This window comes from Deinococcus alpinitundrae (assembly GCF_009982895.1).
GTDB lineage: Bacteria > Deinococcota > Deinococci > Deinococcales > Deinococcaceae > Deinococcus > Deinococcus alpinitundrae.
The window spans coordinates 1-254 of record NZ_WXZL01000374.1 but is presented as its reverse complement, the minus strand read 5'-3'; the positions used below and the strand labels follow the sequence as shown (position 1 = coordinate 254).

1 protein-coding gene is annotated in these 254 nt (G+C 36.6%); it reads right to left on the bottom strand.

Annotation, left to right across the window (positions count from 1 at the left end):
* A partial coding sequence (locus tag GUI70_RS26010) for an FAD-dependent oxidoreductase (protein WP_161884610.1) occupies positions 1-254 on the bottom strand: 254 nt, incomplete at both ends.

Below are 254 nucleotides of genomic sequence, written 5' to 3'. Positions count from 1 at the left end.
ACCACGTGCACACTCTAAACCTAGTAATCCTCCACCAATTACAATTGCTTTCTTTTTAGTCTTAGCAATGTTCATCATTTGTTCAGTATCATCAATCGTTCTCCAACCAATTACACTCGGTAATGTCGAACCTGGAACTGGAATGACGAATGCTTTAGAACCTGTCGCAAAAATCAATTTATCGTATGATACTTCAATACCATTTGCAGTAGTAACTGATTGATTTGCTCTATCTACTTCAATTACAGGATCAT